The 21,150-nt window shown below is 65.5% G+C and carries 21 protein-coding genes; 8 read left to right on the top strand and 13 right to left on the bottom strand.

Features of this window, described 5'->3' with window-relative positions:
- Both ABZW16_RS10415 and ABZW16_RS10410 read left to right on the top strand, forming a co-directional pair.
- Positions 1 to 1,153, top strand: a 1,153-nt coding sequence (locus ABZW16_RS10415) for an amidase (protein WP_354954359.1), incomplete at its 5' end; no start/stop codon positions are given.
- Between the two features lie 38 nt (positions 1,154 to 1,191).
- Positions 1,192 to 1,353, top strand: coding sequence for a hypothetical protein (locus ABZW16_RS10410; RefSeq protein WP_354954357.1), 162 nt, complete (start codon positions 1,192 to 1,194; stop codon positions 1,351 to 1,353).
- A 102-nt stretch (positions 1,354 to 1,455) separates the two neighbouring features.
- On the opposite strand, the gene ABZW16_RS10405 is transcribed toward ABZW16_RS10410, so the two are convergent.
- Both ABZW16_RS10405 and ABZW16_RS10400 read right to left on the bottom strand, forming a co-directional pair.
- Positions 1,456 to 1,659 (bottom strand): cold-shock protein, encoded by a 204-nt coding sequence (locus ABZW16_RS10405; protein ID WP_040693519.1) that lies wholly within the window; start codon positions 1,657 to 1,659, stop codon positions 1,456 to 1,458.
- 361 nt (positions 1,660 to 2,020) lie between these two features.
- Positions 2,021 to 2,758 carry a TetR/AcrR family transcriptional regulator gene (locus ABZW16_RS10400; RefSeq protein WP_354954354.1) on the bottom strand — a complete coding sequence of 246 codons (738 nt, stop codon included), beginning with the start codon at positions 2,756 to 2,758 and terminating at the stop codon, positions 2,021 to 2,023.
- Positions 2,759 to 2,914: 156 nt separating this feature from the next.
- Here ABZW16_RS10400 and ABZW16_RS10395 point away from each other — a divergent pair, with 156 nt between their 5' ends.
- Positions 2,915 to 3,583, top strand: a complete 669-nt coding sequence (locus ABZW16_RS10395; RefSeq protein ID WP_354954352.1) for a hypothetical protein — start codon at positions 2,915 to 2,917, stop codon at positions 3,581 to 3,583.
- A 92-nt stretch (positions 3,584 to 3,675) separates the two neighbouring features.
- On the opposite strand, the gene iolD is transcribed toward ABZW16_RS10395, so the two are convergent.
- Genes iolD through ABZW16_RS10370 form a run of 5 tightly spaced genes read right to left on the bottom strand, consistent with a single transcriptional unit; the run spans position 3,676 to position 9,392 of the window.
- The gene (gene iolD / locus ABZW16_RS10390) at positions 3,676 to 5,517 is read right to left on the bottom strand and encodes a 3D-(3,5/4)-trihydroxycyclohexane-1,2-dione acylhydrolase (decyclizing) (RefSeq protein WP_354954350.1); all 1,842 of its coding nucleotides are present in this window, start codon (positions 5,515 to 5,517) and stop codon (positions 3,676 to 3,678) included.
- 25 nt (positions 5,518 to 5,542) lie between these two features.
- Entirely contained in the window at positions 5,543 to 6,382 is an 840-nt protein-coding gene (locus ABZW16_RS10385) for an ATP-binding cassette domain-containing protein (protein WP_354954348.1), read from the bottom strand.
- Positions 6,379 to 7,431, bottom strand: a complete 1,053-nt coding sequence (locus tag ABZW16_RS10380; protein ID WP_354954346.1) for an ABC transporter permease — start codon at positions 7,429 to 7,431, stop codon at positions 6,379 to 6,381. Before ABZW16_RS10380 ends, ABZW16_RS10385 begins: the two co-directional genes overlap by 4 nt.
- A gap of 13 nt (positions 7,432 to 7,444) precedes the next feature.
- Complete coding sequence (locus ABZW16_RS10375; RefSeq protein WP_354954344.1) at positions 7,445 to 8,452, bottom strand: sugar ABC transporter substrate-binding protein; 1,008 nt, start codon at positions 8,450 to 8,452, stop codon at positions 7,445 to 7,447.
- Between the two features lie 10 nt (positions 8,453 to 8,462).
- Positions 8,463 to 9,392, bottom strand: a complete 930-nt coding sequence (locus ABZW16_RS10370) for a TIM barrel protein (protein WP_354954365.1) — start codon at positions 9,390 to 9,392, stop codon at positions 8,463 to 8,465.
- Between the two features lie 287 nt (positions 9,393 to 9,679).
- On the opposite strand from ABZW16_RS10370, the gene ABZW16_RS10365 reads away from it, so the two are divergent.
- Together ABZW16_RS10365 and ABZW16_RS10360 are read left to right on the top strand one after the other, a co-directional pair.
- The gene (locus ABZW16_RS10365; protein WP_354954343.1) at positions 9,680 to 10,684 is read left to right on the top strand and encodes a LacI family DNA-binding transcriptional regulator; all 1,005 of its coding nucleotides are present in this window, start codon (positions 9,680 to 9,682) and stop codon (positions 10,682 to 10,684) included.
- A 67-nt stretch (positions 10,685 to 10,751) separates the two neighbouring features.
- Entirely contained in the window at positions 10,752 to 11,771 is a 1,020-nt protein-coding gene (locus ABZW16_RS10360; protein WP_354954341.1) for a Gfo/Idh/MocA family oxidoreductase, read from the top strand.
- A gap of 182 nt (positions 11,772 to 11,953) precedes the next feature.
- Here ABZW16_RS10360 and ABZW16_RS10355 read toward each other — a convergent pair whose 3' ends face one another.
- The gene (locus tag ABZW16_RS10355; protein WP_354954339.1) at positions 11,954 to 12,430 is read right to left on the bottom strand and encodes a nitroreductase/quinone reductase family protein; all 477 of its coding nucleotides are present in this window, start codon (positions 12,428 to 12,430) and stop codon (positions 11,954 to 11,956) included.
- A 100-nt stretch (positions 12,431 to 12,530) separates the two neighbouring features.
- On the opposite strand from ABZW16_RS10355, the gene ABZW16_RS10350 reads away from it, so the two are divergent.
- Positions 12,531 to 13,160 carry a TetR/AcrR family transcriptional regulator gene (locus ABZW16_RS10350; protein WP_354954337.1) on the top strand — a complete coding sequence of 210 codons (630 nt, stop codon included), beginning with the start codon at positions 12,531 to 12,533 and terminating at the stop codon, positions 13,158 to 13,160.
- Between the two features lie 331 nt (positions 13,161 to 13,491).
- Here the strand turns inward: ABZW16_RS10350 and ABZW16_RS10345 are convergent, their stop codons facing one another.
- A complete protein-coding gene (locus ABZW16_RS10345) occupies positions 13,492 to 14,880 on the bottom strand; it encodes a VWA domain-containing protein (protein WP_354954335.1) in 1,389 nt (462 codons plus the stop codon).
- Positions 14,877 to 15,767, bottom strand: coding sequence for a MoxR family ATPase (locus ABZW16_RS10340; RefSeq protein ID WP_354954333.1), 891 nt, complete (start codon positions 15,765 to 15,767; stop codon positions 14,877 to 14,879). Before ABZW16_RS10340 ends, ABZW16_RS10345 begins: the two co-directional genes overlap by 4 nt.
- Positions 15,768 to 16,031: 264 nt before the next feature.
- On the opposite strand from ABZW16_RS10340, the gene ABZW16_RS10335 reads away from it, so the two are divergent.
- Both ABZW16_RS10335 and ABZW16_RS10330 read left to right on the top strand, forming a co-directional pair.
- The gene (locus ABZW16_RS10335; protein ID WP_354954331.1) at positions 16,032 to 16,340 is read left to right on the top strand and encodes a hypothetical protein; all 309 of its coding nucleotides are present in this window, start codon (positions 16,032 to 16,034) and stop codon (positions 16,338 to 16,340) included.
- A gap of 237 nt (positions 16,341 to 16,577) precedes the next feature.
- On the top strand, positions 16,578 to 17,006 hold the full coding sequence (locus ABZW16_RS10330; protein WP_354954329.1) for a hypothetical protein: 429 nt from the start codon (positions 16,578 to 16,580) through the stop codon (positions 17,004 to 17,006).
- A gap of 63 nt (positions 17,007 to 17,069) precedes the next feature.
- Here the strand turns inward: ABZW16_RS10330 and ABZW16_RS10325 are convergent, their stop codons facing one another.
- The 3 genes from ABZW16_RS10325 to ABZW16_RS10315 all read right to left on the bottom strand — a co-directional run bounded on the left by ABZW16_RS10325 (position 17,070) and on the right by ABZW16_RS10315 (position 20,973).
- Positions 17,070 to 18,116: a hotdog domain-containing protein gene (locus tag ABZW16_RS10325; protein ID WP_354954327.1), complete on the bottom strand. Its 1,047-nt coding sequence runs from the start codon at positions 18,114 to 18,116 to the stop codon at positions 17,070 to 17,072.
- Positions 18,117 to 18,221: 105 nt separating this feature from the next.
- Positions 18,222 to 19,382 carry an alkane 1-monooxygenase gene (locus ABZW16_RS10320; RefSeq protein ID WP_354954325.1) on the bottom strand — a complete coding sequence of 387 codons (1,161 nt, stop codon included), beginning with the start codon at positions 19,380 to 19,382 and terminating at the stop codon, positions 18,222 to 18,224.
- A 286-nt stretch (positions 19,383 to 19,668) separates the two neighbouring features.
- A complete protein-coding gene (locus ABZW16_RS10315; protein ID WP_354954323.1) occupies positions 19,669 to 20,973 on the bottom strand; it encodes a lipase family protein in 1,305 nt (434 codons plus the stop codon).
- Between the last annotated feature and the right edge of the window lie 177 nt (positions 20,974 to 21,150).

Below are 21,150 nucleotides of genomic sequence, written 5' to 3'. Positions count from 1 at the left end.
GGCCGAGGACGCGGTACAGGTGTCGCGGTTGAAGGCGGCCGGCGCGGTGGTGCTCGGGAAGACGAATGTGCCGTTGATGCTGCGAGATATCCAGAGCTTCAACGAGATCTACGGCACCACCAACAACCCATGGGATCACGACCGCACGTCGGGTGGATCCTCCGGCGGATCGGCGGCGGCACTGGCGTGCGGATTCGGTGCGCTGTCCATCGGCTCCGACCTCGCCGGTTCGCTACGCACCCCCGCGCATTTCTGCGGCGTCTACGCACACAAGCCGACCCTCGGACTGGTGGCGAACCGCGGTATGGTCGCGCCGCCCGGCCCGGCCTTGCCGGTCGATCTCGATCTCGCCGTCGTCGGTCCGATGGCGCGCAACGCCCGCGACCTCACGCTGCTGCTCGATGTGATGGCCGGACCGGACCCGCTGACCCACGGCGTCGCCTACGACGTCGCACTGCCGCCCGCGCGCCATGAGCGGCTGTCGGACTTCCGTGTCCTGATCATCGAGGACCATCCGCTCATTCCGACCGGATCGGCGGTGCGGGCGGGCGTGAACCGGGTCGCCGAGGCGCTCGTCGACGAGGGCGCCCGCGTCGAACGGCACAGTCCGCTGCTGCCCGATCCGACCGAAGCGGCGACGCTCTACATGCTGCTGATGCTGTCGAACGCCGCCGCAGGTCTTTCCGTCGACGTGTACGAACAGCTGCAGACCCACGCCGCCGCCCTGAGCGCGGACGACCGGAGTCTCGATGCGGCGCGGCTGCGCGGCATGGTGCTCAGCCACCGCGACTGGGTCGAGGCGAACAACCGTCGCGAACTCCACCGCCACGGCTGGCGGCAGCTCTTCGCCGAGTTCGATGCCGTGGTGTGCCCCATCACGCCCACTCCCGCCTTCCCGCACGACCACAACGGAGGTCTGGAGAACCGGCACATCGACATCGACGGCGTCGAGTACCCGTACTTCGACCAGCTCGTCTGGGCCGGTATGGCCACCATGCCCGGCCTGCCTGCCACCGCCATACCCGCGGGCCGGTCCCCCGAGGGGCTGCCGGTGGGAGTGCAGCTCATCGGTCCGATGTTCGAGGACCGCACCCCGCTGCGGCTGGCCGAACTGCTCGAGCAGAAGATCGGCGGCTTCCAGGCACCGAAGTAGGGCGTACTACTCGGGTGTCCGTCGAGGACGAGGTGCGGATGACGAACGACAAGCTGGTCGCACAGAGCACGGTCGATGACGTCGACCGATGGACCCGCACCACCGACGGCGACAAGGCCGTGACGATCCTGGCTGTCCGGACGGTTGGCCCGACGAGTCAGTCGTCGTCGGCGCTGTCGGGGTCGCGCAGCGGACGGTGATTCCCGCCCAGATCGGGCAGGTGGAAGGCGTAGTACCAATCCCCCGAAACGACGAGAGGCCCGCACCCCCTGCCGGGTGCGAGCCTCCTAAGTCACGCTTGATCAGATAGCGCGGACGTCCTGGGCCTGCGGACCCTTCTGGCCCTGGCCGATCTCGAACTCCACGCGCTGGCCCTCTTCGAGGGACCGGAAACCCGAGCCGGAAACGGCCGAGTAATGCACGAAGACGTCAGGGCCGCCTCCGTCTTGAGCGATAAAGCCGAAGCCCTTCTCGCTGTTGAACCACTTCACACTGCCTTGAGCCATGTTCTTTACTTCTTACTTCCTGTTGGTGAGCCGAGCAGATCACTTCGATGAGCCCGGTCTCACGATCAACAATGCCATCATCCGACGAATTCAGCCACATCCAGCGGTGGTGACTGTGAGCAAGCCGACGTTGGCGATGGGCTGCGGCTGTCGCCGCAATGCCGGATCCACGGCGCTGGCTACCCTGCCTACACTACTAGCCCAGAGCACAGATCAGCCGGTCAGCGCACACTTTTAGCTATCACCGCGAGCCCGGCGGGGATCCCAGCAACCATTCTCGGCACACACTTCGGACCGATCCTAAGAAGTTGTAAAGAAAATACGCGATGGGACGCTTTCGCGCGCACTAACTGGTCGGTTTTCAGTTTTGTAACCGCGCCCGATCGATCGCCGCGGCGACGCCATCGAGGACGAGTTCGAGGCCGAAGGTGAAATCCGCGTCGGGATCCTCGGGCGGCGCCTCCCAGATATCGGCGGCGAATAGCCTTGCGGCATCGGGAAATCGTGCCGGATCGACCAACTCGACAAGATCGCGGCCGTAGTTCTGTTCGACCTGCGTTTGTTCGAGACCGGCCGCGCGGCTGCCCACTTCGAGTTCACTGGCTAGTACGAATGCCTGCCGGACATGGCCGCTGACCACCGTGATCACGCCGACCTTGGCCGCCCAGTCCAGATCCGTATCGTGCAGACAGCGCAGTCCCGCATCCATCCATCCGATGGCGTTCGGGCCACGCGGCGGACCGGCAATGGGCAGCCGGGCGAGCCAGGGGCGTCGCTGGAAAGTCGCTCGCTGCGCCAGCGCCCAGCGGCGCAGATGTGTGCGCCAATCCCCACGCGGCTCTGTCGGTTCGATTGCTGGACCGAAGCCGAGATCGGCCATGAGCACGATCAGCTCATCCTTGGAGCCGATGTAGCGGTAGAGCGACATGGGCGTGACCCGCAATGCCGCCGCGATCTTGGGCAGAGTCGCGCCGGACAGTCCGTCCCGATCGGCCAGCGCCACGGCGGTGCCGACGACGCGGTCGACGTCGAGTTCGGCCGGGCGACCGAGGCGCGGTCCGGTCGGCAGCCGCCACAGCCTCCGAAGTTCGTCGGGCATATTCGGTTCCGCCACCGTCCTCCGATCTCGCTGCTCACAGGTTCAGCGAACCTTAACATAGGCCTTATAGTATAAGTTATATATTAACTACTAGCAGCGGGTCCCGAACCTGCGGGGACCGCACTTCAGGCATTGCCCTTTGGAAGGCGAAAACATATGGACGCCAGAGCTATTCGTCGCACAACCGGTGTCGCCGGGCTCGTCGCCGCGCTGCTGATGCTGGTCGAGTTGCCGCTGTACTTCGTCTACAACGGCGCGCCGCCGGACTCGAATGTGTTGACCCGCTGCCTGTTCGGGCTCACCGGACTGACCCTGCTCATCGTATTCATCGCCGGGCTCGGCCATCTGTTGAAGCAGACCGCGTATGACTGGGTGGGCACGGTGGCCGCGACCGCCGGGCTGTTGTGGTTGGCGGTCGCGTTCGTCGGAACCGGACTCGAGGTCGGCGCGGTGATCCAGGCGCCGGACCCGATCGATCCGACCATCACGGTCAGCGGCACCTACATCCTGTACGGCACGATTTCACGGCTATTAGAGGGATTGTTCCTGGCGGCCTTGGGATTTGCGGTGTCGCGGACCGCGATGCTGCCGCAGTGGGTCGGCCGGTCGGCCTTACTGCTCGCGCTGGTCAACTTCGCATTCGTACCGTCGCTGTTCTTCGGGAATGCCCCGGCGAATTTCTATGCGGCCAACGGATGGGGCACGACGGCGACGGTGGGCGGGTTCACCATGCTGTGGATTCTGGCGGTCGGCATCGCCATGGCCGTGCAGCGGCCTACAGTTGCCGCGAGCACCCAGGCGGCCGAGGTCCAGCGGGTGTCCTAGGCTGTGATATCGCCCGCGAATTCGGTGCGCACGTCGCCGTCGGGGTCGGGAACCGGGCGATCCTGTCGCCGCCCGGTGTGGTCCATTCCCGTTCAGCCGTTCAGGTGGCGCACCTGCCTCGACTTCGACTCGTCGTACGCCGCGCGACCGGATAGGTGTTCCGGCACGCCGACCTCCCACCAGGCGCCCGCCTCGGTCCATGTCGATGGCTGAGTGCGCACGACAACGACGGCCGGACGGGACTCGCCGAGGGCGGCGGCGCGGGCCCGCGCATACGCGCCACGGAACTCGACCAGGTCGGTCGCGGTGAAGACCGCACAGCCCAATGATCGAGCATGGCCGACGAAATCGACCCGGGGCGGCCTGGGATGGTTGGTCCGACAGTCGGCATAGAAGTTATTGAACGGCTCGCCGCCCTGCCCCTCCTGCAGGCGCGCGATCACCGCGTACCCATCGTTATCGCAGACCACCGCGACGAACCGGTGGCCAGCGAAGGCGGCCGAGAACAGTTCGGAGTTCAGCATCAGATAGGAGCCGTCGCCGAGCATGGTGGTGACCAGGCCGTGCACATGCGCCATGGCCGCGCCCCAGGCACCGGCGAGTTCGTACCCCATACAGGAGAATCCGTATTCGACATCCATCGTCGGGACGGTGCCGGTGGCGCGCCAGCCGCCGATCAGTTCGCCGGGCATACCGCCCGATGCGGTCATGACATAGTCGTCCGGTGCGCTCAATTCATTGACGATGCCGACGATTTGGGCATAGCTCGGAGTGCCGGGCGTGGGAGCGCGCAGCTTATCGATATGGGTGTCCCAGGTGGTTCGGAGTTCTTCGGCGCGGGTGGACCATTCGGCGTCGACTCGCCAATTCGTTAGGTGCGCAGCCAGTTCCCGCATAGTCGCATCGGCGTCGCCGACAACCGCGAGTGCGCCGTGCTTCACCGCATCGAATCGGGCCGTATTGATGGTGACCAATCGGACGTCGGGGGCGAAGACGGTCCAGGATGCAGTGGAGAAGTCCTGTAGTCGAGTGCCGATGGCCAGCACCAGATCCGCTTGTGCGGCAGCGGTATTGGCCGATGTCGAGCCCGTCACACCGAGCGGGCCGGTGAACAATGGGTGATCGTGCGGCACGAGGGTCCGGCCCGCTGTCGTCTCTGTGATCGGAATACCGTGCCGCTCGGCGAATTCGAGCACCAGTCGGCCCGCACCGGAATAGCGGACGCCGCCGCCGAGGATCAGAAGCGGACGTTGCGCCGAGCGCAGCGCGTCGGCGGCTTCGGCCACTACCCGCAAGTCGGGGCGGGCACGCGTGACTCGGTGCACGACCGGCTCGAACAGTGCCTCGGGGAAGTCATAGGTCTCGGCTTGTACGTCCTGGGGCAATGCGAGCGTCACCGGTCCCACATCAGCCGCGTCGGTCAGCACCCGGGCCGCTTGGGGCAGGGTGGCGATCAATTGTTCGGGGCGGGTGATGCGGTCGAAGTATCGACTGACCGCGCGAAACGCGTCATTGACGGTGACGGTGGGGTCGCCGAAGTGCTCGACCTGTTGAAGCACCGGATCCGGTGCTCGACTGGTGAAGGTATCGCCGGGAAGCAGCAGCAGCGGTAGGCGATTCGCATGAGCGACACCGGCCGCCGTCACCATATTCAGTGCGCCGGGACCGATCGAGGAGGTCGCGATCCCGACCTGACGGCGGTGGGTGGCCTTCGCCAGACCGACCGCCGCCAAGGCCATCCCCTGCTCGGTATGCCCACGCCAGACCGGTATTTCGGCACTGCGCTCCTGTAGCGCGGTGCCGAGCCCGAGCACATTGCCGTGCCCGAAGATCGCGAAAACGGCCGGGAACAGGGGTACTTCACGACCATCCAAGGTCTCCGAGCGCTGGGCGATCAGCCAGCCGACCAATGCCTGCGCCATCGTCAACTTCATGCGAACCGTCCTCGAAGTCGTGGGTTCACGGCGTCACCACTCGCTGCAACTCGTGCTGGAGTGCGTCCAATTCGGCGCCACCGGCCATTTGCCTGGTCAGCTCCGGCAAATCGATCTCGGACTTCTCGTAGGAGCCGAGCATCGCGCCGCGCTTGAGCAAGAGGAAGCGGTCGCCGACCGGGAAGGCATGATGCGGGTTGTGCGTGATCAGGATGACCCCGAGCCCGCGGTCTCGTGCCTGCACAACGTATTTCAGCACCACACCGGCCTGCTTCACGCCGAGGGCGGCGGTCGGCTCGTCCAGAATCAGCACCCTGGCCCCGTAGTGCACCGCCCTGGCGATCGCGATGCACTGACGCTGGCCACCGGATAGCGTGCCGACCGGCTGCTCCATATCGCGGATCTCGATGCCCATATCCGCCAGCGCCTGCCGGGCGATATCGCGGCCCCCGCGGCGGTCGAGCAGTCGCACCGGGCCGTATCCGAGGGTCGGCTCGGAGCCGAGTACGAAGTTGCGCCACACGCTCATCAGCGGCACCACCGCGAGATCCTGGTACACGGTCGCGATGCCGTGATCCAAAGCCTCTCGGGGCGAGGACAATCGGCTCGTCTGCCCGTCGATCTTCAGCTCACCACGGTCGTGCTGGTGCACACCGGCGAGAATCTTGATCAGCGTCGACTTGCCTGCACCATTGTCGCCGAGGATGCAGGTGACCTGTCCCGCGTTCACGACCGTCGAGACGTCACGTAGGGCGACGACACCGCCGTAGCTCTTGCCGATATCGATCGCTTCGATCAGTGGTGCCGGCCCAGCCGGCACCACGCCGCCGCCACTGGTCGAATCGCTCTGCGATGCTGTGCTCATCGGCGTACCCTCTCGGCTCGCTTCTTGAATATGTTGTTGACCAACACCGCTGCCAACAGCAGCACGCCGAGGAACAGCATGAACCAGTCACTGTCCCAACCGGCGAAAACGATGCCCTGACGCGCCATGCCGAAGATCAGCGCGCCGATCGCGGCGCCGACCGCCGAACCGAATCCGCCGGTCAGCAGGCAGCCGCCGACCACGGCCGCGATGATGTAGTGCAGTTCCAGCCCGACACCCTGATTCGCCTGCACGCTGGAGAAGCGGAGGATACTGCAGGACCCGACGACCCACCCCGCGAAGGCCGTGGTCATGAAGAGCAGGATCTTCGTCCGGTGGGCGGGAACGCCGACGGCCCGCGCACTGGGCAGCGCACCGCCCACCGCGAAGATCCAGTTGCCGAATTTCGTGCGTACCAGCACAAGTGCGGCGATCGCGGTCAGCACCACCCACCAGACGACCGATGCCTGCAGGTGGGTGTCGCCGATATCCAGTGTCGATGCGAAGACCCATCCGGCCGAGTTGTATCCCGCGGCGCTGCGAATGCCGGATACCTGAACGGTTCCGGTGACCAACCGGGTTACGCCTAGGTTGAGCCCCTGCAGCGCAAGGAAGGTGCCGAGCGTGACGATGAAGCTCGGTAGACCGGTACGCATCACCAGCCACCCGTTGAACGCACCGACGGTCAGCGCGAAGAGCAGCGAAACCAGCAGCGCCAGCCAGACATTCCAGCCCGCATGCACCGCGAGCAGTGCGGTGACCAGCGCGGTGGAGGCGGTCATGACACCGGCGGACAGATCGAATTCACCGCCGATCATCAATAGCGCGACCGCGACCGCCATGATGCCGAGTGTGGACGAATCGTCCAGCCAGGTCGCGACGCCGAGCGGACTGAGGAACCGGTCGGTAATGACCGAGAAGAATACGAAAACCAATGCGGCGCCGAGCAATGCCCCGATCTCCGGTCGGACGATCAAGCGCTGGAGCAGCGAGGGGCCCTCCGGCGGGCTGCTGGGTGCGACCTCGGAAGTTTTGGTGGCAATAGTCATTTCATCCACTCCTTCAGCGCATGCCCAGTGCCACGCGCGCGGCCACGGCTTCGACATTGTTCTTGTCGACGAAGGCGGGCCCCGTCTGCACCGGTGCGCCACCACCGACCGAGTTCAGGTTCGTCCGATACAACTGCAGCAGCACCACCGGCAGATAACCCTGTTCGTATTGCTGCTGGTCCACCGCGAAGAGCAGCTTGCCCGCCCGAATCGCCTCGACCACATCGGTATTCAGGTCGAAGGTCGCGACCGTGGCGGCCGACTGCGATTCCTTCACCCCATCGACCGCGCGGGCGGCGACCTGTGAATTCAGCGTCAGCACCGCGTCGATGGACCTATCCGCCTCCAGCGCGCCCTTGATGCGGGACTGCGCGTCGGTGGGATTATTGATATCCACCTGCAAGGTGGTGCCATTGCCGAAGGCCTTGGTCGCGCCATCGCAGCGCTGATTGGCGCCGATATTGCCCGCCTCGTGGATGACGCACAGCAACTTCTTGCGGCCCGCGTCGGCGAGGCGTTTACCCGCGGACTGCCCGGCCAGCGTCTCACTTTGTCCCACATGGCCGATGGCGCCGAATTTCGCGCTCTCGCTCTCGCCCGAATTGATGGTCACCACCGGAATACCCGCGGCGACGGCCTTCGCGATCGAGGGCCGAAGCGCCTCCGGATTCGCCATCGATACGACCAGACCGTCCACGCCCTGCGCGACCGCATTATCGATGAGCTTGGCCTGCTGCCCGGGATCGCCGGAGGAGTTGTACTCGACACGGACGCCGAGATCCTTGCCCGCCGCCTCCGCACCGTTCTTGACGACGTTCCAGAAGGCGTCACCGGGGCTGCCGTGGGTCACCACCGCGACCGACCCCAACTTGCCCTGGGCGACGGGGGAATGGGTCGGAGCGGGGACATCCGCACCCGGACCGCTACACGCGGCGAGAATGGTGGCCGCGGCCAGCCACGGCACCAGGCGGCGCGATCGCCGCCACCACGGCGTGCGTATTTCCAGTGACATCGTTGTCATCACTTCCCATCTAGATTCGGGCGGAGTCGAGAGCGGAACCGATGCCCGCGAGGTGGATCAGACTGCGGGCGGCATCTCGGCTCGGCAGTTCCGCCGAATCCTCGGGGCGCAATGCCGTGTCCTGTTCGATGACATACCAGCCGCGGTATCCGGCGGCATGCACGCTGCGCACCAGGGCGTCGATATCGACATCGCCGTCGCCGAGCGGGACGTAGATGCCCTGGCGGACCGCGTCGCTGTATTCCATTGCGCCGCTGCGCACTCGGTCGGCAATCGCATTGCGCACATCCTTGAGGTGGATGTGTCCGATGCGATCCGGATAGCGCTGCGCGAGGCGCACCGGATCGGTGCCGCCGATGAGCAGGTGGCCGGTGTCCAGGCACAGGTCGAGATCGGAATCGGCAAGGAAGCGGTCGACTTCGGCTTCGTTCTCGACGTAGGTGCCGACATGTGGATGCAGCGTGGTGCGGAGTCCATATTCGGCGGCGACATCCCTTATGGCGGCGGCTGTTTCGATGAGGGTTCGCCACTCTTGGTCGGAAAGCGCTGGGCGCGTGTCATATCCGTCGAGACCGGTCGCGGCCGCGAGGACGACTACCTCCGCGCCCGTCGCGGCGAACAGCGCGGCGTTCTCGCGGGCGGCCGCGATCGCCTGCTCCGGGTCGCGGTGCAGCGCGAGAGCGAGGAACCCACCGACCGAGCTGATTCCGAATCCGTCTAGCAGCGAACGCAATTCGAGGGGATCGCGCGGTAGATAGCCGGGTGGGCCGAGTTCGGTGGCCGAAATGCCGAGCGCGACCATCTCGGTCAGCACGGTCCGCGCGTCGAGCACGTGACCCCAACCGGGGACTTCACAGACTCCCCAGGAAATTGGCGCGGCCGCGATGCGCAGCGGGTGGCGCGGTTCGGGCGCATCCGCCACCCGGCCACCGCCCGTCATCGAATCGCTATGCGATGCAGTACTCATCGGGACTCTCCGACCTTCAGCGTCGATCATGCGCTCCGAAGTATTGGAGCGCTCCAACTATGTAACGTGGGTCATAGTGTGTCAAGTACTGCATCGTCGGCTCTTATACCGCTGCTACCAGCGAAAATCCGGCCATCCAGCGGAAATGCCGCGAGCTGGCGATGGAAAAATGTCGGATTAGAGCGCTCTATTGCCTAGCGGGCGTCAACCTTGTAACGTCCGACACTGCATGAGCACGGCGATCACGGAACGGAGGCGAAATGGCTCGACCGACCATGGAGGACGTCGCCGCCCGCGCCGGTGTGTCCCGCGCACTGGTATCCCTCGTCATGCGCAACTCCCCCAAGGTCAGCGAGCACCGCCGTCGCGCGGTGCTAGCGGCCGCGAAAGACCTCGGCTACCAACCGCACATCATGGCGCGATCGCTGGCCAGCCGGACCTCCAATATCGTCGGCGTCATGGTCTCCGACCTGCGCAATGCGTTCTTCGCCGACGTGGTGGAGGGGATGGACGCGGCCGCGCAGGACGCGGGCCTGGAACTGATCCTCAATACTGGGCGCCGCAGCGCCGCCCGGGAACGCACCGCACTGGAGAGCCTGCTGTCCTTCCGACCCGGCGGCGTTATCCTGCTCTCCCCCGTATTGCCCATTGCGGCCGTCCGCGAAGCCGCCGAAAAGTGTCCGGTCGTGCTCATCTCGCGCAGTTCCGCCATTGCCGATGTCGACACCGTCAATGACAATGGCGAGATCGGTGCCGCGCTGGCCGTGGATCATCTGGTCTCGCTCGGCCACCGTCGGATCGTGCATCTCGACGGCGGTGGCGCCTTCACCTCGGCCGCGCGCCGTCGCGGGTACCGCGACGCCATGGCGCGAAATGGGTTGGAGCCCATGATCATCGCGAGCGAGCACACCGATTCCGCGGGTATCGCCGCGATCCAGAAACTGCTGAACCTGTTCTCTCGCGACAACTTTCCCACCGCGCTGGTGTGCGGTAACGACTTCAACGCCGTCGGCGCGATGTCGGCGCTGGAAGAGGCCGGACTTTCAGTGCCGCACGATGTTTCGATCGTCGGCTATGACAACACGTCGCTGGCCGCGCTGCGACACGTCTCCCTGACCACCATCGATCAGCCCCGAAACCAGATGGGTCGCTTGGCAATCGAGGCGCTCATCGAACGCCTGCGCGATGGCCGCACCGAACCGGTGCGCCGCCGCCTGCAACCGTCACTGGTCGTCCGTGCGACGACTGCCGCTCCCCGCGACTGACCCGGTTCCGACTGTCGCCCCCCGGTATCAACAACCGCCATTTCGTATTTCATTAGGAGGAGAGCCGATGACATCCGCGCACACCGTCACTGTTGGCCTGGCAGGCACCGGAAGAATCGGCACCTCCCACGCCGAGACGCTCAAACACCTGCCCGGTGTCGACACCGTCATCGTCGCCGATGCCGACGCCGAGCGCGCCCGCGCCGCCGCCGGAAAGCTCGGCGTCGATGTCGTCCCCGATATCGACGCCCTGTTCGCCTCGCCCCTGGACGGCCTGGTCATCGCGACGGCCACCGATTCCCATCCCGAACTCATCACCCGAGCCGTGGACGCGGGCATCCCCGTCTTCTGCGAAAAGCCGGTGGCCGCCGACATCCAAGGCACCCTCGAGGTCATCACCCACATCGAAAACTCCACCGTCCCGGTCCAGATCGGCTTCCAACGCCGCTTCGACGCGGGCTACCGAGCCGCCCGTGCCGCCATCGCCTCCGGCGCACTCGGCTGGCTGCACACCCTGCGCGCCACCACCCTCGACCCCGCACCTCCACCCGCCGAATACATCCCCCGCTCCGGCGGCCTGTTCCGCGACTGCGGCGTCCACGATTTCGACATCATCCGCTGGGTCACCGGCCGCGAGGTAGTCGAGGTCTACGCCACCGGCGCCAACCGAGGCGAAACCTTCTTCGCCGACGCAGGCGACGTGGACACCGCCGCGGTACTCCTGCGCCTGGACGACGGCACCCTCGCCACCGTCTCCCTCAGCCGCTACAACGGCGCAGGCTACGACGTCCGCCTCGAAGCCCTCGGCTCCCGCGGCAACGCCATCGTCGGCCTCGACGACCGCGCCCCCTTGACCTCCGTCGAACCCGACTACGCCCCCTCCACCTTCCCCGCCTACCCCGGTTTCATGGAGCGCTTCCGCCGCGCCTACACCGACGAACTCGCCGCATTCCTCTCCGTGATCAAGGGTGACCTCGAAAACCCCTGCACCCCCGCCGATGCCTTGGCAGCGTTCTACATCGCCGAGGCGTGTGAACTCTCCCGCCGAGAGGGCCGCTCCGTCGCGGTTTCCGAAGTCCGGCACTGATCCGGACCCTCGTCACCGGTCGACTGTGTCACGGCTCGTGCCGCAGTCGGTCACGACAGCCTCGAATCTCGGCGATGACGCGCCGCGATGATCCACGGCATGAGAGGCAAGTTCATCGCGGCGGTCGCGGAGGCGATGGATGCGGATCAACTGGCCGAGCAGTTGTGGGGTGACAGCGAAGATCATGGCCGGGCCGGCAGGGGGCGGAGGCGTACTACGGCGGTGCCGTGGGCCAGGGCGGTGCGGAGGGCGGGAAGGTTGGTGGTGCCGTCAGGATCGAGGTGGATTTTGGCGAAGCGGCCGTGGGTCGGGTTTTGGGTGAGGATTTCGCGGTAAAGGGTGGCGGCGCGAGGTTCGTCGGTGATGACCTCGTGGTCGGCTTGGATGTCGGCGCCGCGGAAGCGGATCCGTACCGGGGTGCCCGGAATGAGGTTGCGGCGCCAGTTGGCGGCGGTGCCGATCAGGAGGTGGCCGTCGTGTTCGGCATAGCCGACGGGGTTGGCGTATTCGCGGCCGGTTTTGCGGCCGGAGACGGTGATGATGAGGAGCTTCTTGCTCAGTAGCGGATGCAGGCGGGATCGGAGGATGACGCGGACGACGGCGTCGCCGATGCGCTGGGTGCGGGATTGGATGGTAGGGGCCTTGGTCGGGGTGGACATGGTGCCTCCGCTGGTCAGTTAATTACTGAGTGGATACTCAAAAAATACGACTGTGTGGGGCATACTGCAAGGGTTGATTCGGCGTGGAGAGGAGATCGGGGTGGCGGCGTCCGCGGATGGTGCGCGGCCGACTCGCGCGCAACGGGGGCGGCCCTCGACGGGGGTGCGGGAGTCGGTTGTGGTGGCGGCGCAGGAGATTTTGGTAGAGGCAGGAGTGGCTCGGCTGACCACGAAGGAAGTAGCGAAGCGGGCGGGGGTGGCCGAGTCGAGCATCTTCTATCACTTCGGGGATCGAATGGGGTTGCTGCAGGCGGTGATCCAGCGGCATCTGCGGCCGGTCAAGGATGTACTCGGGGAGGTCGAGGAACGGCCCGGGTTGCGGGCGGGTCTGGTGGCGCTCGTCGAAGCGTTGGAGGGGTTCTTTCTGGATGCCATTCCGGTAATGGCCGCGGTGCAATCGGATGCGGAGTTGCGCGCGAAGTATGCCGAGCGCAGTCGGGAGTTGGATATCGGGCCGCACCGCGCGGTCGACGCTGTCATTGCGCACCTGTCGATGCCGCGCGCGGACCAGCACGTACCGGTCTCGGTGGATCTACGAGCAGTCGCTCTGCTCCTGGTCGGCGCGGCGCATCAACGCGCGCTGCAACGTCACCTGAGCCCACTCGACGTGGTCACGGCGCTGCCCACAACCGAATCCATTGTGGACACGGTTATGCCGATCCTCGGCTGAGACCGCCGAGTGCCTGCGAGCGGTGAATCGATTCGCGGAAGTCGACCTGTCCGACTCGTCTGCACACCCTCGACCGGAAGACGCCCGAACCAGTGCTGTGTCCAGCTAGCTCCTGCCGCATCCAGCCCTCGGGCCGGGGTCTGTCGAACGTAGCCGAATGGTTGTCGCGCAGGCCCGTATTCGACCGCGATCTACGCTCGGCGAGCAGTCGGAGTGGGGCACCAATCTATCTGGACGGGGTAGTAGGCCCGTCGTTGGCGCGACCATGCCGTTCTTCCGCTGACGGATACCGCGTACCTACTCGGCGACGGCCGAATGGCAAAAGGGAGCGTTATCGAGCAGGCAACAGCCGACCGATGACCTCAGCGAGCTGTTTCACATTGCGGCATTCGTGCATGGTGATGTGTTCGGCGAATACATGTGCGGCCGAATCACCGCTGGACCAGGAGCGGGCGGGTTCGGGATTGAGCCAGTAGGCGTGTTTCGCGCGGTCCGACATTGCCCGCAGCGCAGCGAGATTCGGATCGGTACGGTTGGTGCGGGCGTCGCCGAGGATGAGCAGCGAGCTGCGGGGCCCGAGGGCGTCGAGGTAGTTGTCGACGAAGCCTTGCAGCGCCTCACCGTAGTTGCTGCTGCCGAAGCGGGCGACTTTGGAATCGCGCACGATTCGGGCGGCGGTACCCGGGACGGGTGGCTCACCAGGAGTGAAGAAGCCAGTGATTTCGTCGCAGGTGTCGATGAAGCCGAAGCTGCGGACCCTGCTGAATTGGTCCTGCAGCGCCTGCACGAGTTGCAGGGTGAATTCCGCAAAACCCGTGACAGAGCCGGACAAGTCGGCCAGTACGACCAGGTCGGGACGGCCGTGTTTGCGGGCGCGCAGCACCGGGTCGATCGGCACTCCCCCGGTTGCCATGGAGCGACGCAGGGTTCGGCGCATATCGATCTGGCCGCGGACCGCCTTGCGGCGGCGGGCGGCGAGGCGGGTGGCGAGTTTGCGAGCCAACGGGTTGACCAGGCGGCGCATTTCGGCGAGGTCTTGTTCGCGGGCGCCGAGGAAGTCGACCCGATCGGTGCTGGATTCGACGCCGCGACGGGCAATGTATTCGGTGCCGCGCAGTTGCGCGGAGCGCAGGCGCGCCTCGGTTTGGACGGCGGTGCGGAATTCGCGCAGGCGGCGGTCGGCTTCGATGGTACGCACGGTGGTGTCGAGGTCACCTCCCATGCCCGCGACGATGCGTTCGACAAGTTCTTCCGGCCGTAGGGATTTCATGGTCAGATAGGAGGACCAGCCCGCACCCGATGCGGTGCTGACCGGGCTCGAGGTCACGCCGGTGCCGACTCCGCCGTATCCGCCCAGCTCGGTGAGCGCCTGCCGAGCGAGTTCGGTTACCGCATCGCGGTCGTCCCGGGCGAGGGCGTCCACCAAGCGGTCGCGCAGTGCGTCGACGGACTCCGAGGTCGACGGCGTTGCCGACCGCGGCTGTTCGGCGGTCAGGAAGTAGAGATCGAAGAGCTGGTCGAAAACGGCGCGCTGGCCGTTGCGGCGCAACAGACAGGCGGCCATGCCGGAACGCAGGCGGTTGCGGTCGGAGAGGCCGAGCGCCAGCATTGCCCCGGCGGCGTCGATGGTTTCACTCGGCCCCGCGGAGATTCCGTGGTCACGCAACAGTCCGACGAATTCGACGAGACGATCGGTCAGACTATCGCTGGGAGTGGTCACGATGGTCTGCGATCGTGTGGCTCAACAGCGGGCAGTTCCAGGCGATCGATGGCGATGCGGTGGTCGGCTTGGTATTTGAGCAGTACGCCGAGGGTGGAGCGCACGATAGTGCCGGTCAGGTTCCGGGTACCGAGGGCGACCAGAGTGCGCGCCCAGTCCACGGTTTCGGCGATCGACGGAGGCTTGCGCAGCGACAGTTCGCGAAGGGCGCCGACCGTTCGGACCACCGGCTCCCCCAGCGCATCGTCCAACTCGGGCACCTTCATGCGGACGATGGCGCGTTCCAACTCGGCTGTCGGGTAGTCGATGTGGAGGTAGAGGCAGCGGCGTTTCAGCGCCTCGGACAGATCGCGATTGGCATTGGAGGTGACGAGGACGATGGGCCTGCGGACCGCGGTGACGGTACCGAGTTCGGGGATACTGACCTGGTAGTCGCCGAGGACCTCCAGGAGCAGTCCTTCGAGTTCGACATCGGCCTTGTCGAGTTCGTCGATCAGCAGCACGGTCGGATGCGGGTTTCGAATCGCGGCCAGCAGCGGACGCTGGAGCAGGAATTCCTCGGTGAAGACGTGGTCGCGGGTGCTGTCCCAGCCTTCGTTATCGGTGGCGGTGATGCGCAGCAGCTGCTTGGCGTGATTCCACTCGTAGAGCGCGCGGGCCTCATCGATGCCCTCGTAGCACTGCAGGCGCACCAGGTCGGAGCTGGTGGCGGTGGCGATCGCCTTGGCCAGCTCGGTCTTGCCGACACCCGCCGGGCCCTCGATCAGCAGGGGCTTGCCCAGGTGCCCGGCGAGGAACACCGCAGTGGCGATGTCGGTGGAGGGCAGGTATCCGGCGTCGGTGAGCCGCCGCGTCACCTCGTCGACCGAACCAAAGAACTTACTCATCAGTAACTAGTCTACGGCCTGTATCCGCGGAAGATCGGTCGGGGGCGGCGGCGTCAGTGGGGCTGGACAGACCCTGAGCCCAAATCAGCACCCGCTAGGGGAATCGTCATACCAAAGGCTGATTCTTCCCTCGAATCCCGCTTCACCTCTGGCTTTTCGGACAAAAGCGGCACAGGGTGTACGTGCGGTCGATGCGCAAATGCGAGCAGACCCTCGTCGGGGAATGGCGAACGCAGCGTTCGCCGCAGATAGAAAGGATTCACAGTGTTTTCCAGAACGACGTCCGTTCCAGGCCGGGCCGTGGTGGCCAGAGTGGCCATCGCCGGTGCACTCGCCGCAGTTCCGTTGACCGCGCTGGCGATTCCCGCCTCGGCGGACCCGACCGCCACCGAACCCGGCGTGACCGAAGTGCGGCACCCGCACAACGATTGGGATTGCGACCGCCCCGGCTTCTTCGACGACTGGGACCACCACCCCGGCCGGTGGGATGACTGCGACTTCCCCGGCCGCTGGAACGATCCCTGGCGATTCCCCCGCCACCTCTTCCCGCGCGGCGCATTCGGCAGCAGCTGATCCCGAGCACTGGCGGCCCGGCACCGAGCAGGTGCCGGGCCGTTCTGCGTTCCGCCCCTCGCGCTGCGCCGAAGTAACCGGCCCGCACCGAGCACCCCCGTCGCCGACCGACTCCGGGTTGATACCTCCGGGAACACCCCCACCCCAGTCGGACCCCGTCTCATACTTCCGACTGAAATAACCCTGAATCGGCCTGCGACAGAAGACTTTTCGACGACAACACGCCAGAGTGGGAGCATGACAACGACGCCTCGCCGAATGCTGGCCCAGGTGGCCGCGGCCGCCGCCATCGCCGTAGTTCCCTTGACCGCCTTGGCAATTCCGGCCTCGGCCGCGCCAGCGACGGGCTCCGCCGGATCCGGCGCGGGCTGCGAGACGGCCGAAAATCGAGACGCGTGCGAACAGGCATGGCGCAACGAGCAGCAGCGGCGCAAGCGGGAGGACGATAACTGGGCGAACAGCCTGAACAATCCGGCCAACCCCATGAGCCCGCTCAACCCCAATAACCCGGCCAACCCGCAATATCAGTGGGAGCACAGCCTGAACAATCCGGCCAACCCGATGAGCCCCTTGAACCCCATGCACCCGAGTAACCCGAGCAGCCCGAGTAACCCGAACACCCCAAGTAGCCCGAGCAGCCCAAGTAGCCCTACCCCTGGCCACTGACCACGAACCGAGGACACCAGTGGCCCGCCTCGACCCGGAGCGGGCCCGAATTCCCGCCGCGATTCACGGCATAGGCGCGCGGAAGTGACTGGGTTCGGCGTCGGCGGGCACGGCACTGGCCGCGCTGAACGGCTCCACCTCGGCCCGCAACTCGACGAGGTGTCGAGCGTGCGCCGCTAGCGCGCGGTCCTCGTCGGAAACCGGATCCCACTGCCGGACGGGCAGCGCCTTTCCACTGCCGTCCACCGTGACGACGACGGCGAGCCCGTGCGCCGCAAGAGCCGGTTCGTCGGAGTGGGTATCCGTGGCGGTCACATGCACGCTGACGTGCATACTGCGCGGACCGGTATAGATCAGCCGAGCACCGACCTCGACGATATGACCGATGACAATGGGCCGGTAGAACCGGATCCCGCCGAAGTAGGACGTAATGACATGCTGTCCAACCCAATCGGCGCCGCAGATATAGGCCGCCTCATCGATCCACTGCATGGTGCGACCGCCGTGCACCTTGCCGCCCCAGTTGATATCCGACGGCGCCGCCAGGAATCGCAGCGTGCCGGTGGGTGCGGTGCCCGCCGATGTGTACTGCTGGGCAGCCATCGCCTCTTCGATCCGCTTGCGCACCGAAATCCGCGCCCTCGCCTGCCGGTGCCGCTGTAGCTCGAGAATCGTGGTCGGATTCCATTGCGGCACTTCCACGGTCCGTCGATTGTCGTCGACCGCGACGAAAATCGTCAGACATTGCGCCGTCTGCACCGGCTTGCGTCGCGTGGGATCGGTCGAATAGACGCTGACGAGGATATGCATGCTGGTGCGTCCCGTATGCACGAGATTCGCATGCAATTCGACCAACTCACCGACCGCGATCGGCCGGTCGAGATGAATATTTCCGACATAGGCGGTGACGCAGTAACAACCACTCCACTGGGCCGCCGCCGCATAGGCGACCTTATCGATCCATTCGAGTAGCTTTCCGCCGTCGACCGAGCCCGCGATGCCCGCATCGGCCGGTTTGACGAGGAAGCGGTGGATGGCCTCGGCACGTCGACCGGCCGATGCCGGACTCGGTGCGGAAGCGGGGCCAAGTGTGGTGGATGAGGTGCTCACGACTCGCGATCTGTTCGGCAGACAAAGGCTTCGACTCCGTTGTCCCCGAAGACGATAGGCAACCGCGCCGCTACGGGCGAGTAGTGAGCCCCGCCGATCCGAAAGTCAGTGGACGTATTTGGCGGAGCGAGGGGATTCGTTGCGGCGTTTGGTTCGCCGCTTGGTGTTGACGAGGTTGATATCGCCGCCGTAATGGGCCAGGACACGATTGTCCATGACCGCGCGCCAGATCGCGGGGACAGCAGCCAGCAGGATCATGCTGGCGTAGCCCGCGGGTAGCTGTGGCGCCTGCTCCGAACTGCGCAGGGTCTGGTAGCGGCGGCCGGGATTCGCGTGGTGGTCGCTGTGGCGCTGCAGATGGAACAGGAATAGGTTCGTGACCAGACGGTCACTGTTCCAGCTGTCACGCGGGGAGCAGCGCACATATTTGCCATTGCGACCGCGCTGGCGAAGCAGTCCGTAATGCTCGACGTAGTTCACCGTCTCGAGCAGCCCCGCGCCGATCAGCGCCTGCAGTGCCAGAAATGGGATCACCACCGGCCCAAAGATGACGATCAGCGTGCCGAACAGCACGACACTCATCGACCAGGCCTGCAACAGATTATTGTCCCGGCAGAACCAGCGCTTTCCCTTGCGGGACAGGCGTTCGCGCTCCAAGACGAGCGCTGAGCGGAAGCCACCGATCATACTGCGCGGCAGGAACTCCCACAGTGATTCGCCGAATCGGGCACTGGCCGGATCTTCCGGCGTCGCGACGCGCACGTGATGGCCGCGATTGTGCTCGACGAAGAAGTGCCCGTACCCCGATTGCGCCAGTGCGATTTTCGCCAGCCAGCGTTCGAGGTGCTCGACCCGATGGCCGAGTTCGTGTGCGGCATTGATTCCGATGCCCGACACGAACCCGAGCGTCACGGCCAAACCGAGCTTATCGGATATGCTCAGTGCGTCTCTGGACCAGAGAAATCCCGCGATGAGCAGGCCGATGAACTGCAGCGGCAGGAAAAGATAAGTGCACCAGCGATAGTAGCGGTCGTTGGACAAGGCCTCGTAGTCCTCGTCGCGCGGATTGCTCCCGTCATTCCCAATTGCCCAGTCCAGCAGCGGGATCACTCCGAGCACAATGATCGGACCGATCCACCAGAAAATTTCCAGGCCCGTACGGGCCACCAGTTGTGAAGGAAGTACCGAACAACTCGGAGCGATCAACCCCAGTATCCACAGATACCGCTTGGGGTCGCGTCTTTCAGTATTCTCGAAGATCGACATAGGCGCCTCGGGCATCCAACTGAACAACACCGACAGTGAGTGTGGCCGCCGAAATCCGTTGCGGTAGAACTGTCGCTCCAGAATAGCTGTGTCTGCGCCGCGTGCCAGCGATCTTTCGAAATCCGCATTCTGACCTGGCGGCTTTCCTTGGCCGAGGGCGGATTTCGCCGCGCCAGGCGGTGCTGCGGCCCGACATCGAATCCGACACTCGATCTGCGTGCCCGACGGCGGGTTTCGGCCCTGGGACCGGCCCGCCACCGGGCATTACGCATCGAAATCGCCAGCGCTACGGTAGCGCCGCGCAGTTGGACGGAGCGGGCATACCCGCGAGCCGATCGGTCAACCACTGCTGCGAGGCCACCATGGCCGGGAAGAAGGCGATCACGTGGGTGCCGACGAGTCCGGATGCGGGGGGAATTTCGGCGTTCGCTTCCAACTGAACGGGCACTCCGCTACCACACCAACCGGCGGCCACGTCGCGCACCGGCACAAATGGCGCTCCCTGGTCGTTCATGGCCGACGCGGCAAGTACCGGAACGGCCGGGGCGCGGGTGCCGATACGCTGCTCGGCGAATGCCGACTGCAACACCGGGGACCGATCGATAACGGCGGTGATCGGTTCTCCGCTGGTGGTCCACTCGGACGTGTGCCCATGCTCCTGGGCAAGTCCGGCCGGGACCGCACATTTGCCCAGGGATTCCTGCAGGATCGCCTTGCCGAGGTCGTTGAGTTCAGCGTCGAGCACCGGGCGAGTTTCCGGGTAGTCGGCGGCAATGCCGTTGAGAATCCAGGCGAATGACGGTGCGAAATCGGCGCGGCCATCGTTGAATCCGATGAAGTATTCGTCGTCCACCACCGGCCCACCGACGTAGGCGCCGCGCACATTCAGATCGGGGGCGTAGCTCGATTGCAGTTCGGCCGCACCGGCGGAGGCCATACCGCCCTGCGAATACCCGTAGAGGATGACCGGCGTGCCGGGGTTGAGACCGGTGCCGGGCAACTGCAGGGCGGCGCGCGCGGAGTCCAGTACCGCATAGGCTTGCGACTTCCGGTTGAGATAGTCGTGCACGTCGGGCGTGCCGAGTCCGTGATAGTCGGTCACCACAATCGCCACACCGCGGTTGAGCAGCGAACGGATTGCCACCAGGTCGTATTCGAAGATTATGTCCAACGGAGGCTGGAACTCGGCGATCGTCGACATCAGCTTCGAGGGCGCACATTGATCGCCCTGCCCCTTGGTACCGCCCGCGTACGCGATCAGCGGCCGCTCGCCCGGACCGGTCCACGGGACGCTCGGCTGCAGGTACGTGCCGACCACCGCTGTCGGCGCATCGTGGGTATCGCTACTGACGTACATCATGCGCGTCGCCGCCGCGGGGACCACTCCCGGCTGTCCGGGCGCCGACATTGCGACCGGCGCCGGTTCGGCGCGAACAATAGCGCCTGGCCCGTCCGGGAGCGATGGCGGTGGAAGGTAGAAATCATCGGCCTCCGCGACCTGTTGTTCCCCCGCCGGTTGCGCCCATATATGAGGTGCGGCGATAGTCCCGCCTCCGACCACGATCAGGGTTCCCGTCAAAGCTGCGGTCAATCCAAATATCCGGCTGCGCACGATGTCGGATCCTTCCTGCGAAATTGGGAGGTACCCATGGCGTCTAGAATCGGATAGAGAGGGTATCTCCAGCAGTATCGGTTTTCCGTGAATCCCGACGAGAATCGCCGATTCGTGACGGCCTCGAACCCACAAACACCGAGGTCCATTTTGGCG

The sequence above is a fragment of the Nocardia sp. NPDC004604 genome (genome assembly GCF_040609795.1).
Classification (GTDB): Bacteria; Actinomycetota; Actinomycetes; order Mycobacteriales; family Mycobacteriaceae; genus Nocardia.
The sequence above is the reverse complement of the archived record's forward strand: the minus strand, read 5'-3'. Positions and strand labels throughout refer to the sequence as shown.